At 62.5% G+C, this 23,711-nt stretch carries 29 protein-coding genes; 16 read left to right on the forward strand and 13 right to left on the reverse strand.

What is annotated here, in order from left to right; all coding sequences use genetic code 11:
- Window positions 1-799, reverse strand: a 799-nt coding sequence (locus ACTS1Z_RS05085) for a DEAD/DEAH box helicase family protein (protein WP_442623362.1), incomplete at its 3' end; no start/stop codon positions are given.
- A 186-nt stretch (window positions 800-985) separates the two neighbouring features.
- On the opposite strand from ACTS1Z_RS05085, the gene ACTS1Z_RS05090 reads away from it, so the two are divergent.
- The 10 genes from ACTS1Z_RS05090 to ACTS1Z_RS05135 all read left to right on the forward strand — a co-directional run bounded on the left by ACTS1Z_RS05090 (window position 986) and on the right by ACTS1Z_RS05135 (window position 9,625).
- The gene (locus tag ACTS1Z_RS05090) at window positions 986-1,462 is read left to right on the forward strand and encodes a DUF3617 domain-containing protein (protein WP_442623363.1); all 477 of its coding nucleotides are present in this window, start codon (window positions 986-988) and stop codon (window positions 1,460-1,462) included.
- Window positions 1,463-1,548: 86 nt separating this feature from the next.
- A complete protein-coding gene (locus ACTS1Z_RS05095) occupies window positions 1,549-2,043 on the forward strand; it encodes a DUF3617 domain-containing protein (RefSeq protein WP_442623364.1) in 495 nt (164 codons plus the stop codon).
- Window positions 2,044-2,198: 155 nt separating this feature from the next.
- Complete coding sequence (locus ACTS1Z_RS05100) at window positions 2,199-2,771, forward strand: DUF3617 domain-containing protein (RefSeq protein WP_442623365.1); 573 nt, start codon at window positions 2,199-2,201, stop codon at window positions 2,769-2,771.
- Between the two features lie 82 nt (window positions 2,772-2,853).
- Entirely contained in the window at window positions 2,854-3,987 is a 1,134-nt protein-coding gene (locus tag ACTS1Z_RS05105) for a TIR domain-containing protein (RefSeq protein WP_442623366.1), read from the forward strand.
- Window positions 3,988-4,083: 96 nt separating this feature from the next.
- Entirely contained in the window at window positions 4,084-4,464 is a 381-nt protein-coding gene (locus tag ACTS1Z_RS05110; protein ID WP_442623367.1) for a VOC family protein, read from the forward strand.
- A gap of 224 nt (window positions 4,465-4,688) precedes the next feature.
- Window positions 4,689-5,228, forward strand: a complete 540-nt coding sequence (locus ACTS1Z_RS05115; protein WP_442623368.1) for a DUF3617 domain-containing protein — start codon at window positions 4,689-4,691, stop codon at window positions 5,226-5,228.
- Window positions 5,229-5,293: 65 nt separating this feature from the next.
- Entirely contained in the window at window positions 5,294-6,535 is a 1,242-nt protein-coding gene (locus ACTS1Z_RS05120; protein ID WP_442623369.1) for a serine hydrolase domain-containing protein, read from the forward strand.
- Window positions 6,528-6,872: a TraR/DksA family transcriptional regulator gene (locus ACTS1Z_RS05125; RefSeq protein ID WP_442623370.1), complete on the forward strand. Its 345-nt coding sequence runs from the start codon at window positions 6,528-6,530 to the stop codon at window positions 6,870-6,872. The genes ACTS1Z_RS05120 and ACTS1Z_RS05125 overlap by 8 nt, the downstream gene beginning before the upstream one ends.
- Window positions 6,851-7,882 (forward strand): DUF3616 domain-containing protein, encoded by a 1,032-nt coding sequence (locus ACTS1Z_RS05130; RefSeq protein ID WP_442623371.1) that lies wholly within the window; start codon window positions 6,851-6,853, stop codon window positions 7,880-7,882. The genes ACTS1Z_RS05125 and ACTS1Z_RS05130 overlap by 22 nt, the downstream gene beginning before the upstream one ends.
- 60 nt (window positions 7,883-7,942) lie before the next feature.
- Window positions 7,943-9,625 carry a flavin-containing monooxygenase gene (locus ACTS1Z_RS05135; protein WP_442623372.1) on the forward strand — a complete coding sequence of 561 codons (1,683 nt, stop codon included), beginning with the start codon at window positions 7,943-7,945 and terminating at the stop codon, window positions 9,623-9,625.
- A gap of 49 nt (window positions 9,626-9,674) precedes the next feature.
- On the opposite strand, the gene ACTS1Z_RS05140 is transcribed toward ACTS1Z_RS05135, so the two are convergent.
- The 4 genes from ACTS1Z_RS05140 to ACTS1Z_RS05155 form a co-directional block, all read right to left on the reverse strand.
- Window positions 9,675-9,944 (reverse strand): hypothetical protein, encoded by a 270-nt coding sequence (locus tag ACTS1Z_RS05140; RefSeq protein ID WP_442623373.1) that lies wholly within the window; start codon window positions 9,942-9,944, stop codon window positions 9,675-9,677.
- 12 nt (window positions 9,945-9,956) lie between these two features.
- A complete protein-coding gene (locus ACTS1Z_RS05145) occupies window positions 9,957-10,412 on the reverse strand; it encodes a hypothetical protein (RefSeq protein ID WP_442623374.1) in 456 nt (151 codons plus the stop codon).
- Window positions 10,413-10,487: 75 nt separating this feature from the next.
- Window positions 10,488-10,976, reverse strand: coding sequence for a MarR family winged helix-turn-helix transcriptional regulator (locus tag ACTS1Z_RS05150; protein ID WP_442623375.1), 489 nt, complete (start codon window positions 10,974-10,976; stop codon window positions 10,488-10,490).
- Window positions 10,976-12,127: an Acg family FMN-binding oxidoreductase gene (locus ACTS1Z_RS05155; protein ID WP_442623376.1), complete on the reverse strand. Its 1,152-nt coding sequence runs from the start codon at window positions 12,125-12,127 to the stop codon at window positions 10,976-10,978. Before ACTS1Z_RS05155 ends, ACTS1Z_RS05150 begins: the two co-directional genes overlap by 1 nt.
- A 128-nt stretch (window positions 12,128-12,255) precedes the next feature.
- Here ACTS1Z_RS05155 and ACTS1Z_RS05160 point away from each other — a divergent pair, with 128 nt between their 5' ends.
- Complete coding sequence (locus ACTS1Z_RS05160; protein WP_442623377.1) at window positions 12,256-12,801, forward strand: hypothetical protein; 546 nt, start codon at window positions 12,256-12,258, stop codon at window positions 12,799-12,801.
- 86 nt (window positions 12,802-12,887) lie between these two features.
- Entirely contained in the window at window positions 12,888-13,202 is a 315-nt protein-coding gene (locus ACTS1Z_RS05165; RefSeq protein ID WP_442623378.1) for a hypothetical protein, read from the forward strand.
- Window positions 13,203-13,570: 368 nt separating this feature from the next.
- On the opposite strand, the gene ACTS1Z_RS05170 is transcribed toward ACTS1Z_RS05165, so the two are convergent.
- The 3 genes from ACTS1Z_RS05170 to ACTS1Z_RS05180 form a co-directional block, all read right to left on the reverse strand.
- On the reverse strand, window positions 13,571-13,855 hold the full coding sequence (locus ACTS1Z_RS05170; RefSeq protein WP_442623379.1) for a hypothetical protein: 285 nt from the start codon (window positions 13,853-13,855) through the stop codon (window positions 13,571-13,573).
- 142 nt (window positions 13,856-13,997) lie between these two features.
- Window positions 13,998-15,638: an AAA family ATPase gene (locus tag ACTS1Z_RS05175; protein WP_442623389.1), complete on the reverse strand. Its 1,641-nt coding sequence runs from the start codon at window positions 15,636-15,638 to the stop codon at window positions 13,998-14,000.
- Window positions 15,639-15,719: 81 nt separating this feature from the next.
- On the reverse strand, window positions 15,720-16,769 hold the full coding sequence (locus tag ACTS1Z_RS05180) for a ribonucleotide-diphosphate reductase subunit beta (protein ID WP_442623380.1): 1,050 nt from the start codon (window positions 16,767-16,769) through the stop codon (window positions 15,720-15,722).
- Window positions 16,770-17,039: 270 nt separating this feature from the next.
- Here ACTS1Z_RS05180 and ACTS1Z_RS05185 point away from each other — a divergent pair, with 270 nt between their 5' ends.
- A complete protein-coding gene (locus tag ACTS1Z_RS05185; protein WP_442623381.1) occupies window positions 17,040-18,083 on the forward strand; it encodes a class I SAM-dependent methyltransferase in 1,044 nt (347 codons plus the stop codon).
- Between the two features lie 48 nt (window positions 18,084-18,131).
- Here the strand turns inward: ACTS1Z_RS05185 and ACTS1Z_RS05190 are convergent, their stop codons facing one another.
- From ACTS1Z_RS05190 to ACTS1Z_RS05205, 4 genes are all read right to left on the reverse strand, one after another.
- Window positions 18,132-18,440: a hypothetical protein gene (locus ACTS1Z_RS05190; protein WP_442623382.1), complete on the reverse strand. Its 309-nt coding sequence runs from the start codon at window positions 18,438-18,440 to the stop codon at window positions 18,132-18,134.
- The gene (locus ACTS1Z_RS05195) at window positions 18,433-18,675 is read right to left on the reverse strand and encodes a hypothetical protein (protein ID WP_442623383.1); all 243 of its coding nucleotides are present in this window, start codon (window positions 18,673-18,675) and stop codon (window positions 18,433-18,435) included. Before ACTS1Z_RS05195 ends, ACTS1Z_RS05190 begins: the two co-directional genes overlap by 8 nt.
- 66 nt (window positions 18,676-18,741) lie before the next feature.
- Window positions 18,742-20,607 (reverse strand): ribonucleoside-diphosphate reductase subunit alpha, encoded by a 1,866-nt coding sequence (locus ACTS1Z_RS05200; protein ID WP_442623390.1) that lies wholly within the window; start codon window positions 20,605-20,607, stop codon window positions 18,742-18,744.
- Between the two features lie 494 nt (window positions 20,608-21,101).
- Window positions 21,102-21,692, reverse strand: a complete 591-nt coding sequence (locus ACTS1Z_RS05205; protein ID WP_442623384.1) for a thermonuclease family protein — start codon at window positions 21,690-21,692, stop codon at window positions 21,102-21,104.
- Between the two features lie 138 nt (window positions 21,693-21,830).
- Here ACTS1Z_RS05205 and ACTS1Z_RS05210 point away from each other — a divergent pair, with 138 nt between their 5' ends.
- Both ACTS1Z_RS05210 and ACTS1Z_RS05215 read left to right on the forward strand, forming a co-directional pair.
- Complete coding sequence (locus ACTS1Z_RS05210; RefSeq protein ID WP_442623385.1) at window positions 21,831-22,169, forward strand: TraR/DksA family transcriptional regulator; 339 nt, start codon at window positions 21,831-21,833, stop codon at window positions 22,167-22,169.
- A gap of 8 nt (window positions 22,170-22,177) precedes the next feature.
- Window positions 22,178-22,720 (forward strand): hypothetical protein, encoded by a 543-nt coding sequence (locus ACTS1Z_RS05215; RefSeq protein WP_442623386.1) that lies wholly within the window; start codon window positions 22,178-22,180, stop codon window positions 22,718-22,720.
- Window positions 22,721-22,727: 7 nt separating this feature from the next.
- Here the strand turns inward: ACTS1Z_RS05215 and ACTS1Z_RS05220 are convergent, their stop codons facing one another.
- Window positions 22,728-23,099 carry a limonene-1,2-epoxide hydrolase family protein gene (locus ACTS1Z_RS05220; protein ID WP_442623387.1) on the reverse strand — a complete coding sequence of 124 codons (372 nt, stop codon included), beginning with the start codon at window positions 23,097-23,099 and terminating at the stop codon, window positions 22,728-22,730.
- 261 nt (window positions 23,100-23,360) lie between these two features.
- On the opposite strand from ACTS1Z_RS05220, the gene ACTS1Z_RS05225 reads away from it, so the two are divergent.
- Window positions 23,361-23,633, forward strand: a complete 273-nt coding sequence (locus tag ACTS1Z_RS05225) for a YjhX family toxin (protein ID WP_442623388.1) — start codon at window positions 23,361-23,363, stop codon at window positions 23,631-23,633.
- The last annotated feature ends 78 nt before the right edge of the window (window positions 23,634-23,711 follow it).

Raw genomic sequence — 23,711 nt, forward strand, 5'->3', positions numbered from 1 at the left:
TCGCGCCCTTCTTGCCGGTCAGCGGATCGAATTCGGCGATTTCCTCGATCTCGTCCCCAAACATGCTGATCCGCCAGGCCATATCCTCATAATGGCTCGGGAAAATCTCCAGATTGTCGCCGCGCACGCGGAAATTGCCGCGCGCGAAGGCCGCATCGTTGCGCTTGTACTGGAGCGAGACGAGCTTGCGGATGAGATCGCGCTGATCAACCGTCTGGCCCTTTTTGATATCGAAGGTCATCGCCGCATAGGTCTCGACCGAACCGATGCCGTAGAGGCAGGAGACCGAGGCGACGATCAGCACGTCGTCCCGCTCGAGCAGCGCACGCGTCGCCGAATGCCGCATCCGATCGATCGCCTCGTTCACGCTCGATTCTTTCTCGATATACGTGTCGGAGCGCGGGACGTACGCCTCGGGCTGGTAATAGTCGTAATAGCTGACGAAATATTCGACCGCATTGTTCGGGAAGAACTGCTTGAATTCGCCATAGAGCTGCGCGGCGAGGATCTTGTTGGGCGCGAGTACGAGTGCGGGGCGCTGCAGCGCCTCGACGACCTTGGCCATGGTGAACGTCTTGCCTGATCCGGTGACGCCGAGCAGCACCTGGTCTTTCTCGCCCTGCTGCGCGGTTTCGACGAGTTCGGCGATCGCCGTCGGCTGGTCGCCCGAGGGTTCATAGTCGGAAACGAGCTCGAACCGCCTGCCGCCCTCGGCCTTGTCGGGCCGTTCGGGCCGGTGCGGCGTAAAGCCGCTATCGGTTTCGGGTTCGTCGAGGCCGGTCCGGATCGCAATTGCCATGGCGGGGATATGGCGGCGGCGGGGGCGTTTCGCAACAAAGGCTGTGGCTCTCCTGACAGGGTTTGGCAGCAGGTACCGATGGTTATCAGGCGATGATCGGTGCGCCGACCTTGCCTTGGTCTGCCCTGCGCAGCACAATCGGGCCCGGTCGCGCGAGTCGAGGATTCCAGACCGAAGGGGGGAATAATGCGAATTTTGACGATGGCAGCGCTGCCGATGCTGGCGCTGGCCGCCTGTTCTGGCGGCAGCGAAGCGTTGCAGCCCGGACAATGGGACATGGCCTTCGCCATAACGGACGTGAGCGGTGAGGGCGTCACCGAGGCGATGCGCGATGAAATCGCTGCCGAACTCGACCGTGAACTGGCGATGGAATCGCTCTGCATCAGCGAGGGACAGGCGGCCGAACCGGACGAGAGCCTGGTGTTGAACAGCGAAGTGATCAGCGAGTGCAACATCGGCGGCGCAACCTTCGAAAACGGCACGATCGATATTGCCGGAACGTGCGGCGATGGTGGCAATGAAGGCGGCGAAATCGCTGTGTCGGGCACCTATTCGGCGACCGCAATCGACGCGGAAATGACCGCGACGATCCGGGATGGCGGCCAGGAATTTTCCTTTGCCGGCACTGTTAGCGGCGAGCGAACCGGCGAATGTTCCGGTTAAAGGCGCTTGCGTCTTGCGCCGCGCTCGGCCACTATTTGGCCAAGGGTCCGGCATTTTTTTGTTTTCGCAACCGAGGGGTTATTAGCATGAAGAAGTTTCTGATGGCGGCAGCGCCGCTCGCGCTGCTGGGCGCATGTTCGGGTGGTGGCGGCAGCGACGGGCTGCAGGCCGGCGAGTGGACCATGACGACCACGATGACCGATATCGAGATGCCCGGCATGCCCGAGGAAATGGTCGCGCAGATGCGCGAGCAGATGGGCGAGCAGACCGATACGAGCACGCGCTGCATCACCGAAGAGGAAGCCGCCGATCCCGGCGCGAGCCTGTTCGCACCCGAAGATGCGAGCGAGGATTGCGACTTCACCAATTCGACGGTCGAAGGCGGCGTGATCAACGTGTCCGGCACCTGCGAGGCGCCGGGCGGCCAGGAAGGCAGCGCGACCATGGCGATCGAAGGCACGTACACGGCAACGACGATGGATGCCGAACTGTCCGTCGACGTGCAGGGCGGCCCGATGGAAATGTCGATGTCCGGCACGATGACGGCCGAGCGCACCGGCGATTGCCCGGCCGACGGCTGATACGCGACGCCGTATCCGCGTAACGAAAGCGCCGCCGCGGTCCATCGACTGCGGCGGCGTTTTTCTTTGCGTAGTCGGGCGGTGCGGGATTGATGCCTCGGGCGGTGCCGCCTATCACCCGGCGACGCTCACTTGGGGGAAATGGAGAGAGAGTCATGCGAAAGACGGTTGTGAACACATTGGTTGCGGTTGCTGCGCCGGTCGCGCTGCTGGGCGCCTGTTCGTCGGGCGGCGATGCGGACGCCGATGGCGATGGCGAAATCAGCAGCGAGGAAGCGCAGGCCGAGATGGAAAATGCCGACGTCTCGATCACGCCCGGCCAATGGGAAGCGACTGTCCAGCTGACCGAGTTCGACATGCCCGACATGCCGGAAGAAATGCGCGGCATGATGCAGGAACAGATGGGCCAGGCGCAGACCAGCACCTCGTGCATCACCGAAGAGGAAGCGGCCAATCCGGAAGCCAATATGTTCGGCGACGAGAATGACGATTGCACCTATACCGATTTCGACATGTCGGGCGGCACGATCCTGATCGCCGGCACCTGCCAGGCCGAAGGCATGCCCGGCGGTATGACGATGCGCATGGAAGGCAGCTACACCGAAACCAGCTACGACATGACGATGAACATGGACATGGATACCGGACCCATGGGGCCGATGACCATGGCAGGCCAGGTGAGCGGACGGTATCTGGGGCCGGATTGCGGCGTCGATGCCGATGGCTGATCGCGCGGTCTGGCGCGGCGTTGATCGCGTCCGGCGGCCCGGTTAGGATATCGCGGGCGCGCAAGGGCGATTGGGGGCTTCGATGGCGGAAGGCGGATCGGATACGGGCGGAACAGGCCGCAGGCCGGTCGCCTTTATCAGCTATCACAGCTCGCAGGAAAAGACCGCGCGCCACCTCAAGGAGATACTCGAGCGCAACGGCGTGCAGGGATGGATGGCGCCGGACGATATCGATCCCGGCGTCGCCTTCGATCAGGCGATCATCGAACAGGTTGAGAAATCCGACCTGATCGTCCTGCTTTTCTGCTCGCAATCGGATCAGTCGCGCCATGTGAAGCGCGAGCTGATGATGGCGGAAGACAAGAAGAAGCTGATCTATCCGGTGCGGCTCGAGGATATCGACGCCAAGGGCCTCGCCTATTGGCTGCACGACTATCAGTGGATCGACTGGATCGACCGGCGCGACGCGACCATCAAGCGCGTCATCGAAACGATCAAGCGCCAGGTCGGCACGGGCGAAGAGCCTGCCGTGCCTTCCGCCGATGTTCCGGCCGATACGGATGCCGTGCCCGATGCGGCGACGCCCGTTGCGACCGGCGCTGTCGCGCCCAAACCGCCAGCGGACACCCGACCCGTCGGGCTGATGGGCGGTGGCGGCGATGACGGCAGCGATGCCGATGCGCCACCAAAGTTCCTCGGGATCACGCTCAACCGCACCGGCTGGTATGTGGTCGGCGGTGCCGCTGTGCTCGCCGCGATCCTGTTAGGCCTGCTCGTCAACAGCCTGACGGGGTCAACCGAATATGAGCTGCGCGCCGGGCAATGGGAAACGCGATACGAGATCGACCGGATTCTGTCGGACGGCGGACTGCCGCGGTCCGAGGTGGATGCCTTCCGCAACGATTTCGAAGAGGCCGTGGAAACGCAATGCATTACGCCCGAACAGGTGCGCACGCCGCTGGTCGACTTTTTCGATCCGGAGGGCGACGGCAACTGTTCGATGAGCAATCTCACGATGGAAGGCGGCCGGTTCCGCGTGCGGCTCGATTGCCAGCCCGACGATATGGACGGTCAGGCCGTGCAGGTGTTCATGCGCGGCGACTATAGGCCGACCACGATCGATGCGGAGGCGGAATATGTCTTCCCGCTCGACGGTGGCAACGAGTTCCGCTTCGTCGCCAACCAGACCGGCACGCATACGGGCGCCTGCGAATAAGGCAGGCGCCGGGCCATTACCTCCGAGATAGTTGATTCGGATACCGGCCATGGGCAGAGCGGACCGGATTTGACTTGGATTGCGAAAGGACGAGCGATGATCGGATACACGACGGTGGGTACGAACGATCTGGAAAAGGCGCGCGGCTTTTATGACGCGCTGTTCGAGACGGTGGGCGCCAAGCGGCTGATGCAGCTCGACGAGGGTTTTACCGGCTATGGCAAGGAAATGGGCCAGCCGATGCTCTGCGTCACCCCGCCCTATGACGGCGAAAAGGCAACCGTGGGCAACGGCATGATGGTCGCGCTGCAGGCGGACAGCCGCGAGCAGGTCGATGCGCTCCACGCAAAGGCGGTCGAACTGGGCGGCGCGGACGAAGGCGCGCCCGGCATTCGCGCGCCGGAGGAAATGGGTTTCTACGCCGCCTATTTCCGCGATCTCGACGGCAACAAGCTCTGCGCGTTCAAGGTGGGATAGGGAAGGGTTTTTCCGTCAGAAACTTCCTGACGGAAGTTCGCGGCACCGGCCCGCTCCCCCTCCCGACCTCCCAGTCAGGATACACTCGTGGGAGGTCGGGAGGGGGAGCGGGCCGGTGCCGCGACATTGCGAAAGCAATGTTCGGACCAATAACGCCCTCAAACCCAATATTTACATTTGCAGGCTACCGATCCCCAACTCTCTGCATTTCAAGGGGATTACCGATGCGCCTGCCCATGATACCCGCCGCCTGCGCCCTCATTCTCGCCGGGTGCGGCGAATCGCCGGAAGAGGAGACGGCCCAGCTCGATCCCGACACCCGCGAACCGGCCGCGATGGCGACCCAGCCGCTGCGGCCCGGCCTCTGGGCGCTGTCCGAGACGATCGGCGAGGTCGATCAGGCGGCGATGCGCGAGGAGCAGGAAGCGGAGATCGAAGAGGATGGCGACCAGCGCGGCGAAGCGCGCACCGTATGCCTGCCGCTCGACTATGCCGATCGCCCGCCCGCGCAATATTGGTCGGGCGACGACAATATCTGCGACTATGACGATTTCTCCGCCGCCGATGGCGCGATCCGCGCGACGCTGAGCTGCAATGCGACGCCCGGCACGCTCACCGTTACAATCGACGGCGATTACGGTGCGACGGCTTTCGACACCGCGATGACGGTTACGCGCAGCGGCACCGGCGACGACGATATCACCGTCAGCGGCCGGCTCGAAGGCGAATGGCTCGGCGAGTGCCCGGACGCAGACGAGGAATAGCCGGGCACATCTATCGGTCGCCTTGATGATGGCGTCGGGGCACGCTTTGCCATAGGGATGCGGCAATGCCGCCGACCCGTTGCCTGATCGCCGCCTGCCTGTTGAGCGGTAGCCAGCCTGCCGCCGAGGCCGCCCCGCCTCCGTCCGATCCCGTGATCGGCTGGGCGCGGGTGGAATTCGATGCGAGCGGCATCACGCGCGCCGAAGCGGGCGGCCTCGCCGATATCGAGGCCGGCCGCGCGCTGACGGTCGACGATCCGGTGCGTATCGCCAGCGTTTCAAAGCTCGTCATTGCGCTCGCCGCCGCACGGTTGGTGGAAGAGGGCGCGATCGACCTGCGCGACGATGTTTCCCGGCATCTCGGCTGGCGGCTGCGCAATCCGCATTTCCCGGACGACGCGATCACACTGCGCACGTTGCTCGATCATCGCGCAGGGATCCGCGACGATGCCGGCTATGCGCTGCCGCTCGATGTGGATCTCGAGCAATGGATGGCCCAGCCGGGTGCGTGGGACTCAGACCATCCGCCCGGTTATTTCACCTACGCCAATCTCAACTTCCCGGTCATCGCTGCGGTGTTCGAAGGCGCGACTGGCGAGCGGTTCGACCGGCTGATGGCGCGGACCGTGTTCGAACCGATCGGCCTCGACGCCTGTTTCAATTGGACGACCTGCAGCGAGAATGCGCGGGAGCGGGCGGTGGTCCTCTACGATTCCGACGGGGCAGCGATCCGGGACACGCAGCGATTCATCGCCGAAGACTGCCCGGCCATCCCGGCAAGCGACGGGAGTTGCGATCACGAGAGTTACGTCCTCGCCCGCAACGGCGCGGCCTTCAGCCCGCAGGGCGGCTTGCGGATTTCCGCCCGCGATCTTGCGCGGATCGGCATGCTCTTCCTGACGCGCGGCGCGGGGACCGACTTTGCCTTTATGAACCGGCATTTTCGCGAGCTGGCGCTGATCCCGATGCTCTATAGTCGCCGCCGCGCGCCTATCACGGAAAATGGCGAGAGCGAGGACGGTTTCTATTGCCGCTACAATCATGGCGTGCACACGTTGAACCGAGATGGCGGCGCGTGCGACGACGCTCTGTTCGAGGGCGACGCAGTCTATAGCGGCCATGCGGGTTCGGCCTATGGTGTGCGGTCGGGCCTGTGGATCAGCCATGAAGCGGGGCGCGGCGTCGCCTATTTCGCGACCGGCCTGCCCGACGAGCTGCAGCCCGGCGCGTCAGCCTTTTCCGCCGTCGAGGAGCGGCTGGCGCGTGGCGGGGGAATCGAGACTTATGCGCCCGAAAGCGATGACTGACCTCTCCGACGCCCAGATCGCGCAGTTTCGCGAACAACTCATCGCCCTGCGGGCGCAGCTCTCGGGTGAGGACGAGGGCGCGGCCGAATGGCGCAAGCCGGTGGAACTCGACCAGCAATCGGTCGGGCGGCTCTCGCGCATGGACGCGATGCAGCAACAGGCGATGGCCGATGCCGAAGCGCGGCGGCGACAGACCGATATCGCCCGGATCGACGCCGCGCTGACCCGCATCGAGGAGGGCGATTATGGCTGGTGCCTGACCTGTGGCGAGGCGATCGCGGAGAAACGGCTCGCTATCGATCCGATGGCGACGCGGTGCATATCCTGCGCGGCCTGATCCTGATCGCTCCGGTCCTGCTCGCCGCGTGCGGAGAGCCGCGCGAGGAGCCGCCGCCGCTTGAGGCCGGGATTACCGTCGCGGGCCATTTCGGGGCTTATGGCGCACCGGCGGAGGATATGAGCGGCCTCGCCTGCGACTGGCAGCGGGATGGTCCGGCGATGCGCTGCCTCGCGATCGACGATGAAGGCAGCGAAGCGCAATGGGCCAGCTTTGACGGCGCCGTTATGCAGGCCGGAGACCGGTTCGACCTGCTCGGCGTCGGCGCGCCGCTCGGGACGCCGCCTGGCGATATCTGCGCGGAGAGCGATTCCGATAGTGATGAGCTGGACGGCGAGGGCGCGGCCTTTAGCGGCGGCGCATTCTACGTCACCGGTTCGCATGGCTGTTCGCGCTATGGCGATGCGTATCGCGCGGCGAGCTTCGTCGTCGCGCGGATCGCGCCCGACGATCCGGTCGGCGAAATCCTGCCCGGTACCGTCGCGATCACGACCAGCCATCGCCTGTCCGGAATGTTACGGCGCGATCCGACGCTCGCGCCTTTTGTCGGCGCATCGCTGCTGGATGCCAACGGGCTGACCATCGAGGGGCTGGCGGTCGACGGCGGGCGGATGGTCTTCGGCCTGCGCGCGCCCGTGATCGACGGCGCGGCCTTCCTGTTCGAGACAAGCGTCACGGCGCTCTTCTCACCCGATATCGTCGGGCCGGGCCGCTCGGTTCGGGTACCGCTGGGCGCGGACACGGGCATTCGCGATCTCGCCCTCCTGCCGGACGGCCGCCTGCTGATCCTCTCGGGTCCGGCGCAGGATCAGGATTTACCCTATCGCATCCATCTGCGCGCCGACGACGGCACGGTGACCGAACTGGCAACGGTGGACGCATGGCCCGGCGGAAAGGCCGAGGCGATGGCGGTTGTCGGGATGGCGGACGCGACCGCGACGCTGCTGATCCTGTTCGACGGTCTGGCCGATGGCTCGCCGCAGCGAATCACCGTGCAACTGCCGCAGTGATTCCCGGCTCGACTCGCTCCCGCGCCTGTCCCACTATGGGCAAAAAGCAGGAGCGGATGGATGAGCGATACAGAGCTGGACGTGGCGATCGTCGGCGCGGGATTTTCGGGCCTCTACATGCTGCACAGGCTGCGCAAGATGGGGCTGAAAGCGACGATCTTCGAAGCGGGGGATGGCGTCGGCGGGACCTGGTACTGGAACCGCTATCCGGGCGCGCGCTGCGACATCGAGAGCATGGAGTACAGCTATAGCTGGGACGAAGAGCTCGAGCAGGAATGGGAATGGTCCGAACGCTATTCGCCGCAGCCCGAAATTCTCGATTACATCAATCACGTTGCCGATCGCTTCGATCTCAAGCGCGACATCCGCTTTTCCACGCGCGTAGAGGGTTGCCACTGGGACGCGGACGCGAACCGCTGGACGGTGATGACCGATGGCGGCGAAACGGTCAGCGCGCGCTTCGTAGTCATGGCGACGGGCTGCCTCTCTTCGCCGAACAAGCCGGATTTCGAAGGCGAAGCGGATTTTGAGGGCGATACCTATCTGACCGGGCTTTGGCCGCATGAGGGCGTCGATTTCACCGGCCAGCGCGTCGGCGTGATCGGCACGGGGTCGAGCGCGATCCAGTCGATCCCGATCATCGCCAAGGAGGCGGCGTCGCTGACCGTTTTCCAGCGCACGCCCAATTACGCGATCCCCGCGCACAACCATCCGCTCGATCCGGAAACCGTCTCCGAGGTCAAAGCCGACTATCATGCGATCCGCGATCAAGCGCGCGAAGAGGCCGCCGGGTTCGTCGGCTCCAAGACCGAGCATGAAGAGTTGGCCACCGAACTGCCGCCCGAACAGGTGCGCGAGGAGCTCGAAAAACGCTGGGCGCGCGGCGGGCTGACCTTCATGGCCAGCTATCCCGATATGGGTGTCAGCCTGAAGGCGAACGACATGGCGGCCGAGTTCATCCGCGACAAGATTCGCGACCGCGTCGAGGATCCGGAGACGGCCGAACTGCTCTGCCCGAAAGACTATCCGGCCGGCGCGAAGCGCATGTGCGTCGATATCCATTATTACGAGACCTTCAACCAGGATCATGTCTCGCTGGTCGATATCAACGCGACGCCGATCGAGAGGATCACGGCCAAAGGCGTCAAGACGAGCGATACGGAATATGCATTCGATTCGATCGTCTTCGCCACTGGGTTCGACGCGATGACGGGGACGCTGGCGAAGATCGATATCCGTGGGCGGCGCGGCGCGAAGCTCAGCGAAAAATGGGAAGCCGGGCCGCTCACCTATCTCGGCCTGATGAGCGCGGGCTTTCCCAACCTGTTCCTCGTGACCGGCCCGCAAAGTCCGTCGGTGATCTCCAACATGATCGTTTCGATCGAGCAGCATGTCGAATGGATCGCGGATTGCATCGGCGCGGTCGGCGCGGGCGTGATCGAGCCGCTCGAGCAGGCCGAGCAGGAATGGGTCGAGCATACGAACCTGATCGCCAGCATGACCGTCTATCCCTATGCGAAGAGCTGGTATCTGGGCGACAATATCCCCGGCAAGCCACGCATCTTCATGGCCTATCTGGGCGGCGTCCCCCAATATCGCCGGATGTGCGACTGGGTTGCCGAGAATGGCTATGCGGGCTTTGCCGTCGATGGCAGCCCGGCCAATGCCAAGCTCGATCCGATGGAATTTCTGGAAGTGGACGAGCGCCTGCTGCCGCTGATTGCGGAGCGCGAAGCGGCTTAGTTCTGTCAGATTCGGCCTGTCGATCGAGTCTGACAAACAGACCCTTTCCCTACCCCTTATTCATCCGGCTGAGGACGAAATAGGCGCCGATATTGAGTGCGGTATAGGCGCCGTAAAAGAACAGGATCATCGACTGGCCGGCGCGCGCGAACCAGAGGGCGCCGACGAGGATCACGAACTCGACCGCATAACTGCCCCAGCCGCCGCCGAAACGGCGCAGGGTTTGCGCGATTTCGGCGAAGACGGGCCCGCGCCCCTCCATCACGCTGCGATGGAAGAAGAAATTGGCGATGCCCATGATGAAGACGATCCAGACCATGTGAGCGGCAGCCTATGGTACGATCGCGAAGCCCGGGACGGCGCCCGTCTCGCGATATCCGGAATGATACATGTCCATGAAAATCATCATATTTTCCGGCGCGGAGCCGGCGCATTCGACTTCATAGCCGTCGATGATCGTGCCGAACGGGCCCGGTCCGAAATTCCCCGCGCGGCTGTGCTGCGGCGCTAGGCCGTTCTCGCAGCGCAGGCGATCGAGATAGGCGCGCTGTCCCTGCGGCCTGTCGGCGCGTACCGGATTATCGCGGCTGCCCAGCGGGTGGGCGCTGGCGTCCGCGATCAGCCGGTCGAGCGCGGCGCCCGAGGGCGCCGGTGCCATGCCGAGGCCGGCGCGCAGCTCGTCCATCCGCTCGCGCGGCGTCTGGCCGTCACTGTCAGGTTTCTGCGCGCTAGCCGGAGCGGCCGCCAGCAGCGCCGAAAAACACATTATCGCGATCGCTGCCTTCATGCCGTGCCCTCCCTCGCGTGTCGACGATCATGGGCATTTTAGGTGACGCTGGCATGAACCGCAAAGGCGGACGCCTCACTCGGGCCGCCGTTCGTCGAGCAATTCGCGCATCTTCGTCAGCGTCGGCAGGATCGCTTTCAGCTCCTCCTCGCTCATATGCTCCATCAGCTCGGCATAGAGCGGGCCGAGCGCGGCGAGCCCGGCCTGGCGCGCGGCCCGGCCCGCTTCGGTGATCGCCACGCGGCGGATTCGCCGGTCTTCGGGATCGTGTTTCAGCTCCACGAGCCCCTTGTCCTCGAGCTTGCGCACGGTCGACGACATGGTCGGCTGGCGCACCTGGAAGGAATTGGCGAGCTCCCCGATCGTCCGGTCCTGCTCCATGCGCAGCAGATGGTTGAGTACGCCATATTGGGCGCGCGTCATCCCGTCAGGCAGCACGCTCTCAAAGAGCGTGCCGGAGAGCTGGGCGATGATGCCGATCTCGGTCATCACGAGATTGCCGAGCGGATCGCCCTCGAGCCCCGGCCCCTTGGGCTTGCGTTTCGACGAACCCGCGTCCGCCATCAGGCGTCGACCAGCCGGCTCGTGAGCGGCCAGCGCGGGGAGGGCTGGATGGCCGGGGCATGGCCGATGCGGAACAGGCCCTGCACGCGCGCCGGCGCGGCAATGCCGAGATGGTCGTGGAGGCGCGCGAACTGTTCGGCCATTTCGGGAAACTCCTGCAACGCCTGGCTCAGCGGCTGCATCGCCAGCCCTTCGCGTGTAGCGGCAAGTTGCATCCGAAGCCATGCCGCGCCCGTGTTCAGTTGCGTCGCCCGGCTGTTATCCGCCGTGTGCAGCCAGCACATGGACGGGCTCGCATCGATCAGCGCGGTATACATGGTGATGCCCTCGGCAAAGGCATAGCTTTCCGGGTCGGCGAGCGTCTCGCGCGTTACCATGCCGAGATTGTGCCCGGCCTCGATCATGGGCCCATCGAGAATGATGCCGTCGGGATTGGCGACCGCCTCATCCGCCCCGATCCGCATGACGTCTATACTCTCCTGGAGCGTGTGCGGCGTCGTATACTCGACCATCCAGGCGTCGGTCGCGATCTGCTTGAGCGGGGCGACGGTTTCGGCCGTATTCGCCCAGTCGAGCGATACGCCTTCGGGCAGCGCCGCGCGCATCGCGGCGAATTGCCGGTCGGTCACGGGGCGGGACTCATACTGCTCGCGGTTGGTATGGCGTTCGAGCACGAGATCGAACAGCGGGTCCTTCGCGATGCCGGGTTCGCGGACCAGCCGGATATCGGCGATCGGCCGCTCGTCGAGCACGGGCTGGGGCGCACCCTGCGGGAAGGGTTCGATCTCGGCGCGATAGCCTTTCTCCGCCGCCGCCATGCGGAGCTGTTCGAGGAACGCCCCGAAGCCGATCGTTATCTGGCGGCAGGGCGGATCGGTTTCGGGCAGCATGCGCGCAAGGTCGGGGAGGAGGCGGATGCGGTCATTGCCGATCAGCTCGATCAGCCAGGGCTGCTTGTTGTGCGGATTGGGCGCGAGGATCGCATAGGCCAGAATGTCGGGCCGCGTATCGCCGAACCCTTCCGCCGCCTGCCGCCACGGCTCGCGCGCCTCGGACAGGCTCGGCGAAAAGATATCGTAAGCGAACAGCCCGCCCCCGATGATGACGGCACTGGCGGCGCCAGTGATGAGGACTTTGCGGCGGCTGGGCATGGCGAATCTCCATATTGCATTTACAGCTATATAATAGATATCTATGTATTATGTCAAGCGATGCCTCTCGATCCCGGTCAGCCGCGCGCTTAACCCGATTTTGACCGGCATCCAATATACGCGATCCCATGGAAACGCCGCTCATCTATGCGCTGGCCGCGCTCGCCCTTGTGGCGGGCTTTCTCGGCCTGTTCCTCTATCTCGGCCATCGCAGCGGCCGGGGAGACCTGATCGCGCCGCCGAAAGAGTTTGGGAAACGCGAATATGGCAGGCGTCCGCCCGTGCGGCCCACTCCGCGCGCCGAACCGAAGGCCGCCCTGCCAACGCCGCCCGCCCAGCCCGATCCGATATCCGATCCGTTGCCCATCCCCTTGCCCGCGCAAAGCCCGGCGGAGCTCGTAGCCGCGGTCGGCGCGCCCGCGCCGGTGACCGTGACCGACGACCTGCCCGACGCGGATCCCTCGGCGATCTGGCGGCGCGAGGGGCCGGCGGGCACGGCGCGGCTCAGCGAGGCCTGCTACACGGCCGATCAATATGCCGAGCGCGAAGTAAAGGCGCTGCTCCTGCAAAACCGCTACGACCGCGCCATCCGCCATGTCCGTGGCGCACTCAAACTGCCGGCGGCCGAGGCGGAAGCCTATGTCGCGCGGCTTGCGCATCGGTTGGGCCTTTGACGAAAGAATCTGTGACGCCGGGCACAGCGCTGCCGCCCGCTTTCCGCTCTATCTCTCCCCGGGTCGGCAACGGATGGAGACGACCGATGAAAAACGAAACCCTGGACACACGCGCCACGCAACGCCGGGCCTTCTTTCCAGAAGGCGAGGAAACGGAAACCGTGGAGATGAGCGGCTGCAAGGTCGATGCGATCACCACGAACGCCGACGGCACGACCACGGTTATGATCAAACGGGAGAGCGACGGGACGACCGAACTCTTCGTGCATCCCGAAGACATGACCGATGCCCAGCTCGACGAATTCAAGCGCGCGCAGGACGAAGACCTGTATGTCGCGGTCGAATGGAAGGAAGAGCCCGGCCGCAAGCCGATCCAGCGGCTGACCGTGAGCCGAGACTGAGCGCCGGGCATTGCAGGCGCGATATCGCCGCACCGGGTAGAGATCCCGGCGGTTGACACTGGTTGACACAAAGCGGGGGTAGGCCGGGGCCATCGCCACGCTGTGTTGGAAGGGCGTGCGATGGCGGTTTCCTGAGGGCTTCCGGTGCAAGACGGCGGATGGACAGGCACGGCCGGTGTGACCTTCCGATTGGCATATATGGGGCGACGACAGCGTTTCGGTTCGATGCATATGACCATCATAACCGATTTGGCACATTGTAGGACAGGATATCGTCATCCCAGCGAAGGCTGGGATCTCAGGCTGTTGGGCGGGTCGCTAGCCGCCAGAGATTCCAGCTTTCGCTGGAATGACGGGTAGGGAGAAACCTACCAGCTCGTGATTCGCGCCTTTATGCCATAGGCGTCGCAGAAGGCCTTGAGGCGGTCGACGGCTTTCAGGTCGCCTTCGAATTCGGCGTGGAGCAGGGCGGCGGCGAGGTGGGGGACGTCTTCGGCGGCAATCGTGCAGATGCGCTCATAATCGCCGTCGCCATGCACCGCCTCGACGGTTGGCCCGCTGTCATAACTGTCGATCGCGAGATTGCCGTTCTTGTGCAGCTTCAGCCCGACTGAGCGCCCATGCGTCCCCGCCTCCCGCGCCAGCTCGACCATCCGCCCCCCGGCGCAATCGCGACGCCGTTCCAGGATGTGCGTTTGGGCGGCGTGCTATCGGACATGGGCGGGAGGATAGGATGGGTAAGGCGGGAAGGGAATGGCGTAGCCTTAGCGAGAAGAACTCGGCTCGGTCGCCAATTCAAATCTGCGCAAAAAGTGTATCACAGAAAGACTTCACCGATTTCCTTTTTGATGCCTCGCGTGCGCAGGAATACTTAAATATCTCTTTGCTGAGACCTGATGCCCCTAGGTGATCTCGAACGAAGCTGTCGATTATGCGCTTGCCATCGTATCGTTCGCGTCGTTGTTGCTTTGTTTTTATGCCATCTACTTCCTTGCGCGCCGCACTTTCGAGTTTTTTGATACTAGCTTCAGAATAATTCTCTCTGATCGCGGCAATGTGTTCGTCTATTGTCGCCGGAGCCAGAGATAGCGGGCCGCTCAATCGAAAAACTTCATAGCCTAAATTAGCCTTCACTCGCCTTTCGACTTCATGAGCCTCCATACTATCCAAAATCGACGCAAGGGCGTTCTCAACGTCATGTACCGATTGAAGCTCTATCTTCTCGCGGATCAACTCGGTTGCGCGGAAGATTATTTCGGGATCAACTAGAAAGTTCTCCACCATGCTAACGGGTAAGCTGATAACATGGTCTTTTGATTCATCCTCTACATCCGAATCCACCAAGGCAATCGCGCGTTGGCTTGGCGAAAAAGTATCGAGAACGGAGTTTACATGTTTGGCTCGACTTATACATTCTGATTTGGAGTTCGATGGTATTATAGTAAGGCTTTTGAACCTCGGATCGAGAAGCGTATAAATTTTCTTATCACTTGATGATTGGGTTCCTTTCCCGATCGACTTTCCTTCAACGATAAGCACGTTTTTTAAAGAAGTTAGATTTGTCGAGTGCCCAAAAATTTCTGTTATCAGGTCAAGTTTTTGGTCGTTGTCGGCGATTCTGATTAGCTGATTTTCGCCTTCGGCTACCTGATTGACTGGCTTGAGCAGAAACAGCTCCTCAGCATTGGCCGCCTCAACGAGGTTCTGCGAATGACTGGATATTATGAACTGATAAAGTCCTGTTGCCGCCATCTCTCGCATGTACGCTAACAATAGTTCTTGCAGGTTTGGGTGCAAGTGTAGCTCTGGCTCGTCAATTATGACGGGCCTAGGAGTTTTCGGAACTGACGGGTATGACTTGGAAAATTCCGATAGCCGTCGCCTAACCTTGTCCTCAATAAGTGGCAGAAATAGTTGGATTATTGATTTTTCACCGGAACTCAAATCATCAAAATCGATCTCGACACCCGATTTTCGGTTTTTGAAAAGAACGCGCATGTTATCGCGTTGGGCCGTGTCAATTCCCTCAAACGATAAGTGAGGCAAAAGGGAAGAAATCAGTGACTTCAGCGGTTCCCAAACGTCTGGAATTTCACCTCGAGATATCTGGCCTTCTTCATGGTATTTTTGAGCAATACGGGTGTTTACTTCGGTTGCTATGTTGCAAAGAGAGTATTTTATCAGATTGCCCGTTTCATCAGCGTTCCAAGGATCCCGCTGTTGATCGTAGAGCGTAATGCCTTCTAGCCTGCTGACTTGGTCTTGGGATAGCGCGTCACTGAGAAACAGAGACTGCCCAAGCCATCGATTTCGGATAGTCTGACGCCGAATAGCGCGATGTGGGCCTTGATAAATCGGCCTCGTGTTTTGCTTTTGGCGCTTTATAGCGATCAGAAGCGTGCTCTTTCCGCTACCGTTAGGACCGGTTACGACCATCACCGGCGGGACACTATTGCATTCCGCGAGCAATATGCCTCTGTCATTCGCAACGCGGAAACTCTCAATGGGAAGCACGCACTACTCCGCCGCGACGCTCTTCTCGCCGAACATGTCTTCGCCTTCCTCTTCGCCCTCGTCGTCGTTGGCCTTGCCTTTTTTGCGTTCGTCGAAGCTGTTCCAGACCTGGTTCCAGTCGCCGCGGGTTGCGCCCTTCGAATATTCCGTCGCCCGGGTTTCGAAGAAGTTGGCGTGCTCGACGCCGTTCAAGAGCGGGGCGAGCCAGGGGAGCGGGTGGTCGTCGATCATGTAGACGGCGGGGAGGCCGAGCTGGCCGAGGCGCCAGTCGGCGATGTAGCGGATATAGCGTTTGATCTCCTTGGCCGTCATGCCGGGCACCGCGCCTTCGGAGAAAGCGAGATCGATGAACGCGTCTTCGAGCCGCACCGTCTTCTGGCAGCAATCGATGATATCTTCCTTGACGGACTTGGTGAGGCAGTCCCGCTCCTCGCAGAAAGCGTGGAAGAGTTTGACGATGCCTTCGCAGTGCAGGCTCTCGTCGCGCACCGACCAGCTGACGATCTGGCCCATGCCCTTCATCTTGTTGAATCTCGGAAAATTCATCAGCATGGCGAAGGAGGCGAAAAGCTGCAGCCCTTCGGTGAAGCCGCCGAACATGGCGAGCGTCTTGGCGATATCCTCGTCGCTATCGACGCCGAACTCGTTGAGATAATCATGCTTCGCCTTCATCTCCTCATATTCGAGGAACATGCTGTACTCGCTCTCCGGCATGCCGATCGTATCGAGGAGATGGCTGTACGCGGCGATATGGACCGTCTCCATATTGGAGAAGGCGGTCAGCATCATCTTGATTTCCGTGGGCTTGAACACGCGGCCATATTTGTCGTGATAGCAATCCTGCACCTCGACATCCGCCTGGGTGAAGAAGCGGAAGATCTGGGTGAGCAGCGCGCGCTCATGATCGGTGAGCTTCTGGGCCCAGTCCCGGCAGTCCTCGCCAAGCGGCACTTCCTCGGGCATCCAGTGGATCTGCTGCTGGCGCTTCCAGAAATCATAGGCCCAGGGATATTCGAAGGGCTTGTAGGTCTTGCGGGCTTCGAGAAGGGACATGGGCTATCTCCGGTGCGATCGTGGCAACTCGATTCCGCCCCCGCGAGGGGCGGAACTGTCATAAAAGAGGCTACACATCCTCCGCTCGGCTGGAAAGACCGAACTTGTCGTTTTCACCGGTTTATCCACAACAATTGGTGATCCTGTGTCGTACATACCGCTATATATGGATTCGCGGTTTTCGGAAAAAATCACCCGGTTCCGCACCCGCCCCCTTTCTTGCCGCCCGCTCGAGCGCCTATGGAGAAATGGCGGCAGCGGAGCAGTTTCATGTCCGACTTTTTATCAGAAGCGCCCGGCGATTTTTCGGTCGAGATAGAGCTGATCGGCGCGCGCTACGCCTATGAGAATGCCGGCCCCGCCGTGCCGATGACTAAGCGGCAGTGCGAGGCGCGAAAGGCTTTCATCGCACAGCTTGAAGAAAACCACTATGCGATGGTCTGGCGGCCATGCCTGGTGTGCGACGGGAAATGGTTCGCGATCATCGCCCTGCGCGATCGCTATGATCTTCCGGTGCCAACGTGCATTTGCCGGGAGTGCGGTCTCGTTCAGGCAAATCCGCGAATGCGGCCGGGCGATTATGAGGATTTCTACGCCACGCTCTACCGCGATCTCTATGTCGAAGAGACGCTCGACCTGCCGGCCTTTTTCAAGAAGCAGGAGCGGATCGGCAAGCGGATCCGGCAATATCTCGCCGACGATGTCGATTGGCGGCCGCCGACGCGGATCCTGGAGGTCGGAACGGGCGCGGGCGGAACGCTGGACTATCTGTGCCGCGACGGGGCGAGAGGGATCGGAATAGATTTTGACGAGAGCTATCTTGCATTCGGCCGAAAGCGTTGGCTGGACCTGAGGCGCGGCGCGATCGGCGAACTGGATATTTCGGTGCGGCCCGACCTGATCGTCTACCGTCATGTGCTCGAACATCTCGACGATCCGGTTGCCGAGCTGAAGCGGGCGTCCGCGCTATGCCGCCGCGGCAAGGGTATGCTCTATGTCGAGGTGCCTGGCGTCGACGCGATCTCGACCGCGCCGTCGCGCGTCGGCGGCGACTTGCTGAAGACGATCCAGAATGCGCACACCTACTATTTCAGCCGGAAATCGCTGGCCAATGTGCTGATGATGGGCGGTTTCCGCATCCGCCGCATCGACGAACAGGTCCGCAGCCTCAGCATCGCCTATCACGACAAGGCGCGCAAAACGCCCAAATTCCGCGAAGACTGGCGCGCTGTCTTGGCCGGCCTTCGCGCTATCGAGGAACGCTATCAAGCCGGGGCGGACACGGATCGCGAAACACTCAGCCGGCCAGAGTGATCGCCACCCGGCGTGCGATCACTGGCAAGCCGGGCGCACGTCACAACCTCATCGCCGGTTCCTGTACACGACGACTTTCTTGCTGCTCCGCGCGCCGACGCCGAGGAACACGATGCCGACGAAATAGCCGAAATCGTACCAGCCGCCATTGTTCGGCACCGCGTAGATCGCGACCGTGTCGACGAACAGCGAGACGATCCAGGCGATCGGGAAGATAAAGCCGTGCCAAACGCCGAGCCAGAAACCCGGTGCCGTCTCCGCCACCGCGCCGCCCGACTGCTGCGCCGCGCAGGCGGTGAGCAGGAGCGCTGCGCCGAGAATGGCGAGGAGGCGGGGACGGGTGGCAGCACTATTCATAAACCCGCTCGAACAAACCGGCGGGCGCGAACAGGATCGGCAGCAAGATTAGAGTTGCATACAGAATGCCAAACAGATCGAATGTCGCGGACTCGAAGGCCGATCTGACGATCTCGAAGAGAACGCCGAAGAATTTCTCCGGCACCGACTGATCGTTCTGGATCATGGCGGAACCGAAAAACGCGAAAAGCAATGCCGGGGCTGCGAACAGAACGGCCCATCCGGCGAGCAGCATGGCGTACCAGTTCTTGATTCCGACGAAACGGTACCTCCGTCCGAACACTCTCATCGGCAGCAAAACTCACTGGCACGCGAGGCACTCATCATAATCGGTGCTCTCGCCGGTCGCGAGTTCGACCTGTTTGGGGTCGAGCGTATTGTCGGCCTCCACGCCGCCGGCGAAGCCCGCGCGCTGCACGGACTTGCTGCGCAGATAATAGAGCGACTTGATACCCAGTTCCCATGCGCGGAAGTGGAGCATCAGCAGGTCCCATTTCTCGACATCGGCCGGGATGAACAGGTTGAGGCTCTGCGCCTGGTCGACATAGGGCGCGCGGTCCGCGGCAAGCTCGAGCAGCCAGCGCTGGTCGATCTCGAAGCTCGTCTTGAACGAGTCCTTCTCCTCGGCAGTCAGGAAATCGAGATGCTGGACGCTGCCGCCTTTCTCGAGGATCGAATTCCAGACATTGGCGCTGTCCTTCGATTTCTCCTGCAGCAGCTTTTCCAGATAGGGATTCTTGACGACGAAGCTGCCGGACAGCGTCTTGTGCGTGTAGATATTGGCCGGGATCGGCTCGATGCACGCGCTGGTGCCGCCGCAGATGATGCTGATCGAGGCGGTCGGCGCGATCGCCATCTTGCAGGAAAAACGCTCCATCACGCCCTGGTCCGCCGCGTCCGGGCAGGGCCCGCGTTCGTTCGCCAGCATCATCGAGGCTTCGGACGCCTTGGTCTGGATATGCTTGAAGATTTTAAGGTTCCAGCTCTTCGCGAGCGCGCTCTCGAAGCCAAGCCCGCGATCCTGCAGGAAGCTGTGAAAGCCCATCACGCCAAGGCCGACAGACCGCTCCTGCTCGGCGCTGTACTTGGCGCGTGCCATCTCCGGCGGCGCGCGGTCGATATAGTCCTGCAGCACATTGTCGAGGAAGCGCATGACATCCTCGATGAAGAGCTTGTCCTCGCTCCACTCGTCCCATTTTTCGAGGTTGAGCGAGCTGAGGCAGCAGACGGCCGTCCGGTCCTTGCCATGCTGGTCGATGCCGGTCGGCAGCGTAATTTCTGAACACAGGTTCGAGGTCGAGACCTTCAGCCCCACATCGCGCTGATGCTTGGGCATCATGCGGTTCACGGTATCGTTGAAGACGATATAGGGCTCGCCCGTCGCGAGCCGCGTCTCGACAAGCTTCTGGAACAGCGAGCGCGCATCGACGGTCGCGCGGACGCTGCCGTCCTTGGGCGATTTGAGATCGAACGCGGCGCCGTCGCGCACGGCTTCCATGAATTCGTCGGTGACGAGCACGCCGTGATGGAGGTTCAGCGCCTTGCGGTTGAAGTCGCCCGAGGCTTTGCGGATTTCGAGAAACTCCTCGATCTCGGGATGCGAGATATCGAGATAGCAGGCCGCCGAGCCGCGCCGCAGCGACCCCTGCGAAATGGCGAGCGTAAGGCTGTCCATGACGCGGACGAACGGGATGATGCCGCTGGTCTTGCCGTTAAGGCCGACCGGCTCGCCGATGCCGCGCACGCTGCCCCAATAGGTGCCGATGCCGCCGCCGCGGCTCGCCAGCCAGACATTCTCGTTCCAGGTGCCGACAATGCCTTCGAGGCTGTCGTCGACGCTGTTCAGATAGCAGGAAATGGGCAGGCCCCGCCCCGTGCCGCCGTTCGAGAGCACGGGCGTCGCCGGCATGAACCAGAGCTGCGAGATATAGTCGTAGAGCCGCTGGGCATGCTCGGCATCGTCGGCATAAGCGGAGGCAACGCGCGCGAAGAGATCCTGATAGCTCTCGTCGGGCAGCAGGTAGCGATCCTTCAGCGTTTCCTTGCCGAATTCCGTCAGCAGATCGTCGCGCGATTCATCCTGTTCGATCGGATGCATCTGCGGCCTGATCGCCTTGCTCGACAGCTCTTCCTTGTCGGAATCGCTCGTGTCGACAACATCGTCCATCGGTATTTCGCCGTTATTCGCCAAATCCATCGCCCTAATACCCCTTTTTACGCCATTCCCATATAGGAATGTTCCTACTTCGTTCGAGTCGGAAACTTCGTTTCTACACCCCTTTTGCAGCCATGCGGGAACTGATTTGCGCTTGTCCCCGATATCCACACGGGCTCGGCGGCGGACACAATAGGGGTGGGTGCCGCGAATCGCGATCGCGGCGCGTTACCACAACCTATTGGGTAGGCCCCCGGCCGAACCACTAGCCATAGTGTATCAACCGTGAGTCGGGCACAAGAGGGTTAATGGAAAATTTGTGATTCGATTCACCGCTATTCTGACTCGGTTCGTCGCAGGCCGTTCCCTTCGCAGGTGCAGCGACGCGTGGACCGAACTGGCCTTGCGCGATTGCAAGGGAACGGATCAAGAACAGAAAAATTTTGTCGATTGCGGCCAAATGCCTGGCAGCGTTCCGAGCCGACGTGATTGCGGCCGGTCGATGTTCACCCGCACCAGCTGCGCCGTCCGCCGCCATAGGGCCGGGCGAGGCCTTCGCGGATCAGCGCGGCGCCGACGGGCTGGCCGTCGACATGCACGCGGCGCAGGAGGCGGCCGTAGCGGTCGCGGTCGCGGCCATCGCGTTCGAGCGTCACCGTGCCGCTGTTGAGCAGCGCGTGGAGCCGGGCCTTGGCCGCTTCGCCCAGCCGCGCCTCTGCCGCGCAGCGCGGCGGCGAGAGTTCGGGCGTGTCGATATCGAGGATGCGGATCTTCTCGCCCGCCATCCAGAAGGTGTCGCCATCGACCACGCAGTTCACGCGCCGCCCCGATCCGCAGATCGCAAAATGCGGGCTCGCGGACGCACCGGGCGGGGAGGCGGCGAACGATTGCGCGACTCTGTCGGCGGGCGCGGCGCGCCGCTCGGCGAATTCCAGGCCCCACATGCCAACAACCGCCACGATCAGCGCGATCATCACCAGATAGGGGAGGGTGAGCCGGTTCGCCCGCCGTTCCGCGTGCACATGGATCGCCGCTTCGCGATGTGCGCCGTGCCATGATCGGCGATAGGCTCTGTCCGGAACGGCCATGCCCGTCATTATGCTCGCGCGCCGGCAAACAAGGCGTTAAACCTGCTCCGCTTTCGCGCCGTTCCGGAGGCATTTGAGCGAGATCAAAGCTGGGCCCCCGCGCTACCCATAGAATCGCGGCAGACAGATAGCAGGAGCATGTTTCCGATGACCGAAGCCACTCTCGATACCGGCGCCGCCAAGACGCGCCTCGATACGCAGCTTGCCGAACTGAACGCGCGGATGGGCCGTCTCGAACGCGATCTCGACGAGCCGCTCAACGCGGATTCGTCCGAACAGGCGGTCGAGATGGAGGACGATCAGTCGCTCGAAGCCCAGGCGCTGCTTGTGACGCGCGAAATCGCTTCGGTAAAGCGCGCGCTCGCCCGGATCGAGGACGGCGAATACGGGATTTGCGTGCGCTGCGGCGGCGATATCAATCCCAAGCGTCTCGAAGCGCGGCCCGAAGCGGCGCTCTGCATTCACTGCGCGTCGAAAGAAGGTTAGTCGGCACGATGATCCGCGCGCGCCTCGCCCTCGCCCCGTTCATCGTCCTGCCCCTGGCCATGGCCTGCGCCGATCCGGGCGCGGCCGGGGACGGCGATGCGGCGGAGTCCGGCGAGACGGTTGCGCTGCCCGAACCGGATATCGCGCCGGACGAGGCCGCCGCGCTCGAAGCGCAGGTGGCCGCGCTGTATGACGATCCCTTTGCCGTCGATACGCTGAATCCGCCGCTGCCGATGACGGACGAGCTGGCCGCGCTGTTCGCGGCGGAGCGGGCGCTGGTAGAGGCGAGCGACGGTATGCCCGGCAATCTCGATTTCGCCTGGCACATCGACGGGCAGGATGCCGAGATTACCGAACTGGCGATCACGCACGAACCGATTGCGCCGGGGCTGGTCGCCGTGATCGCGCGCTTCGAGAATTTCGGCGAGCCGCGCACCGTCCGCTATCTCTGGGCGCAGCAGGGGGCCGATTGGCGGCTTGCCGATATCGTGATCGGCGAGGCGGAAGACGCGATGGCCGTCACTTTGTCCGAAGCGCTGCGCACGCGGTAAGCGGATCTCAGCCGGCGAGCGCCCGGGTATAGGTCGCCATGTCGAAATAGTCGCGCCAGACGGCGATCTTGCCGTCTTTCATCTCGAACACGCCGCAACAGGGCAGGTCGATCGCGATATCGCCGACCTTGGTGCGGTCGAGCCGCTCGGCGATCACAGTGTCGCCCTCGCCCATGATGGTCAGGATGTCCCAGTCGGTTTGCGTCCAGTTGGCGATGAAGCCGCCGATAAACTGTTCGAGCGCCGCATGGCCGCTCACCGGCGCGGCGGGCATGTTGTGATAGATGCCGTCTTCCGTGAAATAGCCGGTCAGTTCCTTCGCATCGAGCCGCGACCAGGCGGCGATGAAGTCCCGGATGATGGCGATATTGTCGGTCATGGCATGCTCCCCGCGAAGTTCGGCCGGACCGGCCGGTTTGCGTCGCACCGCATATACGGCTAGTCGCGCTTTTGCACGTCACACGACCAGAGTGTTTTATGAAGGAAATTGTCACCCGCTGATGGACGGCCCGGGCTTTCGCGCCCGGTGACCCGTCGGTTCGCAACGGCCCGCCGCGCGCAATCGTGCGGGGCGGCGCATCGTTGCGCCTGTTCCTGTCAGCAAGGGGCCCGCGTTGCGGCTCCGGGGTTACCGATTTCCATGAATATCTCGAAATATGAACAGCGCACGCTGCACGTGCTCGCCCAGGGCGGGCATATCGCGCATGAACACGAAGAGCGCATGGACGGCCGCCGCGGCCGCATCGCGCGGATCACCTGCTTTACGCGCGAAGGCTATGCGCTGTCCGATTGCACGATGGCCGTGTTCAAGAAGCTGAAGAAGCGCCGCCTGATCGCGAGCCATGGCGGTGGCCCGTATCGCATCAGCCGCAAGGGCCTCGATGCGGTGCGGCCGCAGCTGGATAACCGTTAGCGGGGGATTCTTTTGTCAGGCCTTCGCTAACGCTCACGCGCGGCACCGGCCCGCTCCGCCCTCCCGACCTCCCATGAG

The organism is Parasphingopyxis sp., assembly GCF_052168295.1.
GTDB lineage: Bacteria > Pseudomonadota > Alphaproteobacteria > Sphingomonadales > Sphingomonadaceae > Parasphingopyxis.

What these genes read in the sequence shown, in the direction of transcription:
- ACTS1Z_RS05090 (WP_442623363.1), top strand. Translation starts at nt 986, where the DNA reads ATGCGAATTTTGACGATGGCAGCGCTGCCGATGCTGGCGCTGGCCGCC.
- ACTS1Z_RS05095 (WP_442623364.1), top strand. Translation starts at nt 1,549, where the DNA reads ATGAAGAAGTTTCTGATGGCGGCAGCGCCGCTCGCGCTGCTGGGCGCA.
- ACTS1Z_RS05100 (WP_442623365.1), top strand. Translation starts at nt 2,199, where the DNA reads ATGCGAAAGACGGTTGTGAACACATTGGTTGCGGTTGCTGCGCCGGTC.
- ACTS1Z_RS05105 (WP_442623366.1), top strand. Translation starts at nt 2,854, where the DNA reads ATGGCGGAAGGCGGATCGGATACGGGCGGAACAGGCCGCAGGCCGGTC.
- ACTS1Z_RS05110 (WP_442623367.1), top strand. Translation starts at nt 4,084, where the DNA reads ATGATCGGATACACGACGGTGGGTACGAACGATCTGGAAAAGGCGCGC.
- ACTS1Z_RS05115 (WP_442623368.1), top strand. Translation starts at nt 4,689, where the DNA reads ATGCGCCTGCCCATGATACCCGCCGCCTGCGCCCTCATTCTCGCCGGG.
- ACTS1Z_RS05120 (WP_442623369.1), top strand. Translation starts at nt 5,294, where the DNA reads ATGCCGCCGACCCGTTGCCTGATCGCCGCCTGCCTGTTGAGCGGTAGC.
- ACTS1Z_RS05125 (WP_442623370.1), top strand. Translation starts at nt 6,528, where the DNA reads ATGACTGACCTCTCCGACGCCCAGATCGCGCAGTTTCGCGAACAACTC.
- ACTS1Z_RS05135 (WP_442623372.1), top strand. Translation starts at nt 7,943, where the DNA reads ATGAGCGATACAGAGCTGGACGTGGCGATCGTCGGCGCGGGATTTTCG.
- ACTS1Z_RS05140 (WP_442623373.1), bottom strand. Translation starts at nt 9,944, where the DNA reads ATGGTCTGGATCGTCTTCATCATGGGCATCGCCAATTTCTTCTTCCAT.
- ACTS1Z_RS05145 (WP_442623374.1), bottom strand. Translation starts at nt 10,412, where the DNA reads ATGAAGGCAGCGATCGCGATAATGTGTTTTTCGGCGCTGCTGGCGGCC.
- ACTS1Z_RS05150 (WP_442623375.1), bottom strand. Translation starts at nt 10,976, where the DNA reads ATGGCGGACGCGGGTTCGTCGAAACGCAAGCCCAAGGGGCCGGGGCTC.
- ACTS1Z_RS05155 (WP_442623376.1), bottom strand. Translation starts at nt 12,127, where the DNA reads ATGCCCAGCCGCCGCAAAGTCCTCATCACTGGCGCCGCCAGTGCCGTC.
- ACTS1Z_RS05160 (WP_442623377.1), top strand. Translation starts at nt 12,256, where the DNA reads ATGGAAACGCCGCTCATCTATGCGCTGGCCGCGCTCGCCCTTGTGGCG.
- ACTS1Z_RS05165 (WP_442623378.1), top strand. Translation starts at nt 12,888, where the DNA reads ATGAAAAACGAAACCCTGGACACACGCGCCACGCAACGCCGGGCCTTC.
- ACTS1Z_RS05170 (WP_442623379.1), bottom strand. Translation starts at nt 13,855, where the DNA reads ATGGTCGAGCTGGCGCGGGAGGCGGGGACGCATGGGCGCTCAGTCGGG.
- ACTS1Z_RS05175 (WP_442623389.1), bottom strand. Translation starts at nt 15,638, where the DNA reads ATGGTCGTAACCGGTCCTAACGGTAGCGGAAAGAGCACGCTTCTGATC.
- ACTS1Z_RS05180 (WP_442623380.1), bottom strand. Translation starts at nt 16,769, where the DNA reads ATGTCCCTTCTCGAAGCCCGCAAGACCTACAAGCCCTTCGAATATCCC.
- ACTS1Z_RS05185 (WP_442623381.1), top strand. Translation starts at nt 17,040, where the DNA reads ATGTCCGACTTTTTATCAGAAGCGCCCGGCGATTTTTCGGTCGAGATA.
- ACTS1Z_RS05190 (WP_442623382.1), bottom strand. Translation starts at nt 18,440, where the DNA reads ATGAATAGTGCTGCCACCCGTCCCCGCCTCCTCGCCATTCTCGGCGCA.
- ACTS1Z_RS05195 (WP_442623383.1), bottom strand. Translation starts at nt 18,675, where the DNA reads ATGCTGCTCGCCGGATGGGCCGTTCTGTTCGCAGCCCCGGCATTGCTT.
- ACTS1Z_RS05200 (WP_442623390.1), bottom strand. Translation starts at nt 20,607, where the DNA reads ATGGACGATGTTGTCGACACGAGCGATTCCGACAAGGAAGAGCTGTCG.
- ACTS1Z_RS05205 (WP_442623384.1), bottom strand. Translation starts at nt 21,692, where the DNA reads ATGACGGGCATGGCCGTTCCGGACAGAGCCTATCGCCGATCATGGCAC.
- ACTS1Z_RS05210 (WP_442623385.1), top strand. Translation starts at nt 21,831, where the DNA reads ATGACCGAAGCCACTCTCGATACCGGCGCCGCCAAGACGCGCCTCGAT.
- ACTS1Z_RS05215 (WP_442623386.1), top strand. Translation starts at nt 22,178, where the DNA reads ATGATCCGCGCGCGCCTCGCCCTCGCCCCGTTCATCGTCCTGCCCCTG.
- ACTS1Z_RS05220 (WP_442623387.1), bottom strand. Translation starts at nt 23,099, where the DNA reads ATGACCGACAATATCGCCATCATCCGGGACTTCATCGCCGCCTGGTCG.
- ACTS1Z_RS05225 (WP_442623388.1), top strand. Translation starts at nt 23,361, where the DNA reads ATGAATATCTCGAAATATGAACAGCGCACGCTGCACGTGCTCGCCCAG.